The following is an 8745-nucleotide window of genomic DNA, read 5'->3' on the forward strand; positions in this document are numbered from 1 at the left end:
TACGAACCATGACACTAAAAATCTTTTTAGAAGTAGTTGAAATACGAACAAAGGTGGCTAGTGTATTTCCTTTTGCGGTAGGGGTATTATTCTCTATCGCTTTTTTTCATGAGATACATTGGCTAAACACTTTTTTATTTTTTATTGGAATGCTAGTTTTTGATTTAGCGACTACCGCTATCAATAATTACATGGATTATGAAAAGGCTCATTCTGAAATATATAAGTATGAAGAAAATGTCATTGGCCGCAGAAATCTATCTCCTGTATTGATTCGAAACATGATTTTAGCTATGATTGCATTTGTTTTTGTTATCGGCGTTATTTTAACGTTCAATACGGGTTGGCTTTTACTTTTGATGGGATTTATCTGTTGTTTTATTGGAGTATTCTATACATTCGGACCGATTCCTTTATCTCGAATGCCTTTAGGGGAAATTTTCAGTGGGGTGACTATGGGCCTTGGAATTTTTGCCATGGTCGTTTATGTCAATACATTCGGTTCAGATGTCTATGATCTGACAGTCAACTTTTCATCTGGACAATTTGCTTTGGTAGGAAATCTTTGGGCTATAGCAGCAATCGTATTAGCTTCCTTACCCTTGGTGTTTACGATTGCCAATATCATGTTGGCTAATAATTTGCGGGATCTTGACCGTGATATTGAAAATCATCGCTATACACTAGTTTTTTATATCGGACGCCCTGCAGGGACAGTGTTATTCCAACTATTGATGTATGCTTGTTATTTTGTGATTTTGATGGGACTGTTGAGTGGTATCTATGAATGGCCGATCTTAGTCACCTTCTTGACTTTGCCAATTGTGAAGAAGCATTTGGATCAATTCAAGCAAACGTTACCCCAGCCTATCAGTTTCAGCTATTCCATCAAAAATATGGTCTTATTCAATGCCAGTTATGTATTGGGGCTATTACTAACAATCATTATGCAAGCCATTTAACAGCATGAAGAGGTTGTGAAAAAGCTGCCCTGCATCAAGTAATAAGAACAGCCAAATAAAAATAGCTCCTTATATTTTTCGTTTGGTTGGGCTTATTACCGCAGATGCAAGCTTTTGAACACCGTTTATCAGGAGGTTGTGAAAAAGTCGCTTAGTTTCGAGTATTAAGAAAAATTTTGTGAAAATGGCTTTCCACATTTTTGCATAAATTTGGCTTAATACCGAGAAACTGGCTTTTGAACACCGTTTATCAGAGGTTGTGAAAAAGTCGCTTAGTTTCGAGTATTAAGAAAAATTTTGTGAAAATGGCTTTCCACATTTTTGCATAAATTTGGCTTAATACCGAGAAACTGGCTTTTGAACACCGTTTATCAGGAGGTTGTAAAATCAGCGTTTTGTCCTGAGTATTAGAGAAACAAACGGAAAAATAGTCCCTCATATTTTGCCGTTTTTTAAGCTAATACCGAAGGACAGCTGATTGAACACCGTTTATCAGGAGGTTGTAAAATCAGCGTTTTGTCCTGAGTATTAGAGAAACAAACGGAAAAATAGTTCCTCATATTTTGCCGTTTTTTGAGCTAATACCGAAGGACAGCTGATTGAACACCATTTAAGAAAGAGGTCGTGAGTCTGCCGTTTAGCTCCGAGTCGCAAGGAACAAGTTCAAAAAACAGTTTCTCATGTTTTATGAATATTGTGTCTTGTGATTGGGAGTTGGCAGGAGAACACCATTTGTTCGGAAAAAGTGACTAACTATGACACAACTTTTTTCACAGTCCCTTTTTTCACTTGATTTGATTCGTACCAGCGAACTTGACGAGAACTTTCTTGGTTTGGTAACTATATGGTATTCTTTTAACATCCTCGTTTGCTTCTTCTAATTTATTTATACAAAGTCACACTTTTTTAATCATCTGTTCTTCGATACATTTCTATTTCTTTTAAAATTTTGAACTTAAGAGTGCATACCAAATGGATTCATTTACTCTTCGTCAGTTACGAAGATAATCAAAATCTCCAACTTCCCTACTTATTTCGTTTTGAGAATTATCGAAGCAATCTTACATAAATAACTAAAAAACAAAAAACCAGAAAATCAGTATACTGATTTTCTGGTTTTACATGGTTTGTTCAATAAAAAGCTGTTGGAACTGTTAATATTAAATTATCGCATCGTTACGAATTCTTCCGCTCCTGTTGGATGGATGGCTACTGTATTGTCAAAGTCTTCTTTAGTTGCACCCATCTTGATAGCCACAGCAAAACCTTGCAGCATCTCATCGACACCAACACCAATAGCATGTAAGCCGACGATTCTTTCTTCTTTTCCGACACAGATCAATTTCATTTCGCATTTTTGGCGATAATCATTTAATGCAAAGTACATTGGGGTAAAGCGTGAACGATAAACTTTCAATTCATTTTCGCCATATTTTTCCAATGCTTCTTCTTCTGTCAAACCAATTGTTGCAATTGGTGGATGCGTAAAGACGACTGTCGGAACAAGTTTATAGTCAAGATAAGAATCTTTCTTTCCATTAAATAAACGTTCTGATAAACGTCTACCAGCTGCGATTGCAACAGGAGTCAGATCTAATTTACCGATCACATCACCAACAGCAAAAATATGTTCATCCGTTGTATTTTGGTATTTATCTACTTTGATAAACCCTTTTTTGTCCAATTCCACATTTGTATTTTCCAGACCTAATTTTTCGGTATTCGGTACACGTCCACCGGCAAAAAGTACACAATCACCAGTTAAGGTTTCACCATTTTCAAATAGCACCGTATATTCGTCATTGTTTTTAGTAATTTCTTTAGCAATATGATGTGCGTAAGTTTTTATTCCAGCTTCTTGGTACATTTGGATCAAATTGTCCGAAAGCATTTTATCAAACGTTCTAAGTGGTCTTTCTTTTCGATATGCCCACATGACTTCACTACCTAAACCACGAAACACACCTGAAAGTTCAGCCGCAATGTATCCAGCACCTAAAACGATTGCTCTCTTAGGTAACTCTGTTAATTCAAAAAATCCATTTGAATCAATTGCGTATTCTCCACCAGGAATGGTCATTTTACTTGCACGGCCTCCAGTAGCGATCAAGATTTTAGGAGCACGATAGGTTTCACCGTTTACTTCGATCGTTTGACTATCGATAAAAGTAGCGTAACCTTTTATAGCCTCGACATGATTGCTATCTAATCCTCTTTGATAAGCACCGTGTAGAAAATCAATATATTTTTCTCGTCTTTCTACTAGACCGGCGAAATCAACATTTTTTAAATCTGCTTGGATACCGTAACTTGAGGCATCTCGTTCAATTGTTTCCAAAATCGTACTTGCTTGCCACATAACTTTTTTAGGTACACAACCGACGTTGACACATGTTCCGCCCAATTCATTCGCTTCAATCAGCAAAACTTTTGCGCCATGCATCCCTGCTCTGTTTGCTGAAGCAATACCGCCAGAGCCGCCACCAATTACGATGTAATCATATATTTGCATTTTGTTCCTCCTTATTGAAGAGATCAATCAAAACCTTTATTTAACGATCCTTTTTCTACAGAAAACAAGTGTAACACTTTTCTTGGATTTTGTATGCGAAGATGCTTAAAACAGGGATATATCAGCTTTTTCCTTATTTACGTTTTCGGATCATATCTCCAGGTTTCACCGGCTGTGCGACTGGCATAGTTAAAATCATCATTGGATTTGGTGCTCGGTCAATGGATTCGCCTTCTTCATTATGCATAACTTCAACGGTTTGACTGAAATGACTGAATCCTGGACCATAAAATTCGATTTCATCTCCTACAGAAAACAAGTTTCTCTGACGTATCGTAGCAATCTGTGTTGCCTCATCATAAGATAATACTTCACCGACAAATTTATATACTGGGATTTTACGCCGTTCACCGAATAATTGTTCGTTTTCAGTTGGTGTATTGTAGTAAAAACCTGTAGCTAATTCTCGTTGTGCTACTTTCCATAACTCGTCGATCCATTCTTGCTTGCAGACATAGTTTTCAGGATCTTCCATATAACTGTCTACAGCCGCTTTATAGACATTTGACACCGTAGATACATAATGGATCGATTTCATTCTTCCTTCGATCTTGAAGCTGTCTACGCCGTTTTCAATCAATTCTGGAATATGTTCGATCATTGACATATCCACTGCACTCATCGAGAATTCTTCTTCCACTTCGCCTGTATCAGTTAAACTGTTTCGTTCTTGACCAAAAGGCATATCGAACAATCCATACTTCCAGCGACAAGATTGAGAACATCCGCCACGGTTTGCATCCCGCATCGACATATGGTTGGACAATGTGCATCGACCAGAATAAGAGATACACATGGCACCATGGATAAATGCTTCGATTTCGATATCCGTATTTTTACGAATCTCTGCCACTTCCTCCATTGAAACTTCACGAGCTAAAACGACACGTTCCAACCCTTCTTCTTTCCAGAATTCCAATGTCTCAAAATTAGTTGCTGAAGCTTGAGTGGATAAATGGATCGGCAGACCTGGTGCTTCTGTCGCACAAATTTCGATCAAAGCTGGATCAGAAACAATTACTGCAGAAATACCGACATCACGCAAACTGCGGAAAAATTCCCCTGCTCCATCTTCATTTCCTTCATGGGTGACCATATTAGCAGCAACGTATACCTTCGCATCATGTTCTTTTGCAAAAGCAACTCCTTCAGCCATTTCTTCATAAGTAAAATTACCTGCACGGCTTCTTAAACCATATGCATTCCCGCCAATATATACTGCATCTGCTCCATAATGGATCGCGGTTTTTAACTTTTCCAGTGTTCCTGCTGGCGCTAGGATTTCTGGTCGTTTCAATTTTCTTTTTACTGTCATTTCTTTCATCATACTCCTTATTTGATAGCAGAAGGATCAATATAAAAGAATCCTGTATCTAATTCACGGTTTTCAGGATGCAATTTACTGATTTCGCTAGTCATTTTTTCCGCTTTTTCTTGATCCCAGCTACCTTCTAAAATTTGTTTTTTTGCTTCGGCGAATAGTTGAGTGATGTTTACGAATTTTTCGCCTGGAGTAAATAATCCGTCCAATTTCCATGTACAGTAATGATGCTGATAAAGTTCATTCAATTCATTCGAGAGATTCAGATCATTGCTGGCAAAAATATGTGTGCCATGACTATCTTCATAAATAGAATAATGTGTCTCTTCTTTTTTAGGTTCCGAGATAAAAAGACCTCTTTCACGATCTTTTTGTTCGTCTTGTTTCGTATAGTTATAGTAATTCTGTAGCAGTGGACGTTTGGATTGATGGATGCATGTAGCACCATACACAAGGGTTTCTACAGGAATATCGAGTTTTTCTTCCATCGCCTTCATCTCTTCAAAAGGAACTTCACGAGCAAGTACTGCTCCAACTGCGCCTTTTTTCGCCCAGAAATTGATTTGACGTGCGCTCGTTACTAATGTTTCAGCATCATAAATATACGGTATACGCAATTCAGGATTTTTTTTCATCGTATAAATAATACCTGTATCACCAACTGTGATCACATCTACGTTTATTTCTTTTAAAAAAGCCAAATATTCAGGTACATTTTTCATTTTTTCAGGATGAATGATCCCATTTACAGCAATATTCGCTTTTTTACCATACTTGTGTGCTAATTCTACCAATTGTCGCTGTTCTTCTCGTGTAAATGAAGCAGGCAGACGCAATCCAAATTGCTCTTCACCGAAATATAGTGTATCTGCACCTGCAGCAAGCAACTGTTCTGCTTGTTCAATAGTTTCTACTGTGGTTATGAGTTCGATCATAATTTTCTCCTCCTACAACTTCATAATAGTAGCATAGCTCTAAAAACTTTCCAATACTTCTTCTATTTAAAGTCGGATTTTTGAAAATTATTTCACAAAAAATCAAAATAAAGTTCGATATATTCTGTCCAAATATAAAAAGAGATTGTGACAAAAATCTTGTCACAACCTCTTAATCAAGTCTTACTATTATAAAAATTCAGCTACACAGGCCAAGTAACTATAGGGAACCTACTGTTTCCTTTTTAGGTCCGCGAACATTCAATGTGATCTTACCTTTTGAAGCACCTACTGTTACGTGGTCACCTAAACGAATTTCTCCGCCAAGCAAAGCCTCGCTCAATCGATCTTCAATTTCTTTTTGAAGTGCGCGACGGATTGGACGTGCACCATATTCAGGATCAAATCCAGCTTTCCCGATCACATCGATTGCAGATGGTGTGATTTTCACTTGAATATCTTGTTCTTTCAATCGTTTGATAATCGCTTTGCTCATGATTTGGACGATTGTATGGATTTCATCTTTACTCAATGAATGGAAGACGACAGTCTCATCGATTCGATTCAAGAATTCAGGTCGGAAAGCTTTCTTTAACTCTTCTAAGATACGTTTTTGCATGGCTTTGTGATCTTTAGTAACATCTTGGACATTGAATCCGACATTTTTTTCTTCTCGAATTTGTGTCGCTCCGATATTTGAAGTCATAATCATGATTGTATTTCTAAAGTCCACTTTTCTACCTTTAGAATCTGTTAAATGACCATCATCCAATACTTGCAAAAGTAAATTGAAAACGTCTGGATGTGCTTTCTCCACTTCATCTAAGAGAATCACTGAATATGGTTTTTGACGAATTTTTTCTGTCAACTGTCCACCTTCATCATACCCTACGTATCCTGGAGGAGACCCGATTAATCGGCTTGTACTGTATTTTTCCATAAATTCTGACATATCAACACGGATCAGGGCATCTTCGCTCCCAAACATGACTTCTGAAAGTGCTTTGGCCAATTCTGTTTTTCCGACACCAGTTGGTCCAAGGAACATGAATGAACCAATTGGACGATCAGGATCTTTCAATCCGCTTCGTGCACGGCGGATCGCACGTGAAACTGCTTTGACAGCCTCATCTTGACCAACGACACGTTCATGCAGAAGTCCTTCCAGTTCTAACAAGCGTTCGCTTTCTTTTTTCTCCAACTGCTGTAGAGGGACACCAGTCCACTCCGATACAACTATAGCAACATCTTCTTCTGTTACACGATCAGAATAACCTTGCTCCTGTTTTGCTTCAATTGCAGAAACTTTTTGCAGCTTTTTACGTAGTGCTTTTTCTTGTCTGCGTAATTGAGCAGCATTTTCAAAGTCTTGTTTTTGGATCGCTGCTTCCTTTTCTTGTACTAGTTCATCGATTTCTAGTTTGATCACAGTTGATTTTGTTAAGTGATCGGTTTGATCCAAACGGACTTTCGCTGCTGATTCATCGATCAAATCAATTGCTTTATCGGGTAGTTGACGAGAAGTGATATAACGAACAGAAAGATTGACTGCTGCTCGTACAGCTTCATCTGTGATCTCCACTCCATGGTGCTCTTCATATCTTGTACGCAATCCTTGAAGAATCACTTCTGCTTCTTCAGGAGTTGGCTCATCTACTTGAATGCGAGCAAAACGTCGCTCTAATGCAGAATCTTTTTCGATATATTTTTGATATTCATCTAGGGTCGTTGCTCCGATCGTTTGTAATTCTCCTCGAGCTAACGCCGGTTTCAAGATATTCGAAGCATCAATTGCTCCTTCTGCTCCACCTGCACCAATTAAGGTATGCAATTCATCAATGAATAAGATTACTTGACCATCATTATAGATTTCGTCGATGACCTTTTTCATTCGATCTTCAAATTCACCGCGATATTTCGTACCAGCAACCAAAGATCCCATATCAAGCATCATCAGGCGCTTTTCTTGCATGTCTTCTGGCACTTCACCTAAAATGATTTTTTGAGCTAATCCTTCAGCAATGGCTGTTTTGCCTACACCAGGTTCACCCACCAGTACAGGGTTATTCTTTGTCCGTCGGCTAAGAATCTGGATAAGCCGTTTCACTTCTCTCGAACGACCAACAACTGGGTCCAGCTTGTTTTCTTTTGCTAATTTCGTCAAATCACGTGCTAATGAATCTAGCGTAGGTGTTCCTTGCGGTGTTTGCCGTTTATCTTGTACATTTACATTTCTACGACGATTCATTCCTTTTCCAGCAGAATCACCAGCTAGCCCCATTTTTTGTTTCAGAACTTGACGGGCTTTTGAAAGGCTGATACCTAAGTTGATCATGATTCGAGTAGCCATGATACTTTCATCTTTTAATAAGCTCATCAAAATATGTTCTGTTCCAACTTTTTGAGAACCAGTTTTCTTCACTTCGCTGCTAGCTAAAGCAAAAACTTGTTTCATTCTTGGTGAATATGGAAGAAAGACTCCTTTAGGGTAAGAACGGATACCACCATAACCAATCAGATGTTCAATTTCTTCATAAATTTCCGTTTCATTCAAATCCATTTCACGTAATACTTTTCCAGCAATTCCATTTTGCTCGACCACTAAGGCTAGTAAAACATGTTCTGAACTAACTGATTGATGTTTCAATCGTTTTGCTTCTTCTTGTGCAATTTCTAATACTGCTTGGGCTCTTTCAGTAAAAAGTTCTTCCATCTAATCTCACTTCCCATCTTCATAACTTAAACGTTCCAGAAATGCTCGGAGAATCCGAGCACGTGTATGATCTTCATATTCATTGAAATTCAATGTGTTTTTTGCAATTGCACTCAACATCAAGTTTCCTTCTTTTTTTGTAATTATTTGGTCTTCATAAAGTTTTTGAATAATAGCAAAAGCATTTTTCTCACTGATTGTATCATCAAATAACTGATTTATCTGCTCAAGTAATTGTTTTT

The 8745-nt window shown here is 37.9% G+C and carries 6 protein-coding genes (1 of these 6 only partly in view); 1 reads left to right on the forward strand and 5 read right to left on the reverse strand.

Features of this window, described 5'->3' with window-relative positions; all coding sequences use genetic code 11:
* Positions 1 to 8: 8 nt before the first annotated feature.
* Positions 9 to 962, forward strand: a complete 954-nt coding sequence (gene menA / locus IGL31_RS12955; protein ID WP_010728547.1) for a 1,4-dihydroxy-2-naphthoate polyprenyltransferase — start codon at positions 9 to 11, stop codon at positions 960 to 962.
* A 1165-nt stretch (positions 963 to 2127) separates the two neighbouring features.
* Here the strand turns inward: menA and gor are convergent.
* From gor to IGL31_RS12980, 5 genes are all read right to left on the reverse strand, one after another.
* On the reverse strand, positions 2128 to 3474 hold the full coding sequence (gor, locus tag IGL31_RS12960; RefSeq protein ID WP_002289031.1) for a glutathione-disulfide reductase: 1347 nt from the start codon (positions 3472 to 3474) through the stop codon (positions 2128 to 2130).
* A gap of 133 nt (positions 3475 to 3607) precedes the next feature.
* The gene (locus IGL31_RS12965; protein WP_002318037.1) at positions 3608 to 4861 is read right to left on the reverse strand and encodes a peptidase U32 family protein; all 1254 of its coding nucleotides are present in this window, start codon (positions 4859 to 4861) and stop codon (positions 3608 to 3610) included.
* Positions 4862 to 4866: 5 nt separating this feature from the next.
* Positions 4867 to 5790, reverse strand: coding sequence for a peptidase U32 family protein (locus IGL31_RS12970; protein WP_086299957.1), 924 nt, complete (start codon positions 5788 to 5790; stop codon positions 4867 to 4869).
* 220 nt (positions 5791 to 6010) lie between these two features.
* Positions 6011 to 8503, reverse strand: coding sequence for an ATP-dependent Clp protease ATP-binding subunit (locus tag IGL31_RS12975; RefSeq protein ID WP_086299956.1), 2493 nt, complete (start codon positions 8501 to 8503; stop codon positions 6011 to 6013).
* A 6-nt stretch (positions 8504 to 8509) separates the two neighbouring features.
* Positions 8510 to 8745 carry the 3' portion of a CtsR family transcriptional regulator gene (locus IGL31_RS12980; protein ID WP_002289036.1) on the reverse strand. Its footprint extends 232 nt past the window's final position, so the window shows 236 of its 468 coding nt (coding positions 233–468); the start codon falls outside the window, past its right edge; its stop codon occupies positions 8510 to 8512.

The sequence above is a fragment of the Enterococcus sp. MSG3290 genome (assembly GCF_050555565.1).
Taxonomy (GTDB): domain Bacteria; phylum Bacillota; class Bacilli; order Lactobacillales; family Enterococcaceae; genus Enterococcus_B; species Enterococcus_B faecium.

Coding starts and splice junctions, on each gene's coding strand:
- IGL31_RS12970 (WP_086299957.1), bottom strand. CDS start 5,790: ATGATCGAACTCATAACCACAGTAGAAACTATTGAACAAGCAGAACAG.
- IGL31_RS12965 (WP_002318037.1), bottom strand. CDS start 4,861: ATGATGAAAGAAATGACAGTAAAAAGAAAATTGAAACGACCAGAAATC.
- gor (WP_002289031.1), bottom strand. CDS start 3,474: ATGCAAATATATGATTACATCGTAATTGGTGGCGGCTCTGGCGGTATT.
- IGL31_RS12975 (WP_086299956.1), bottom strand. CDS start 8,503: ATGGAAGAACTTTTTACTGAAAGAGCCCAAGCAGTATTAGAAATTGCA.
- menA (WP_010728547.1), top strand. CDS start 9: ATGACACTAAAAATCTTTTTAGAAGTAGTTGAAATACGAACAAAGGTG.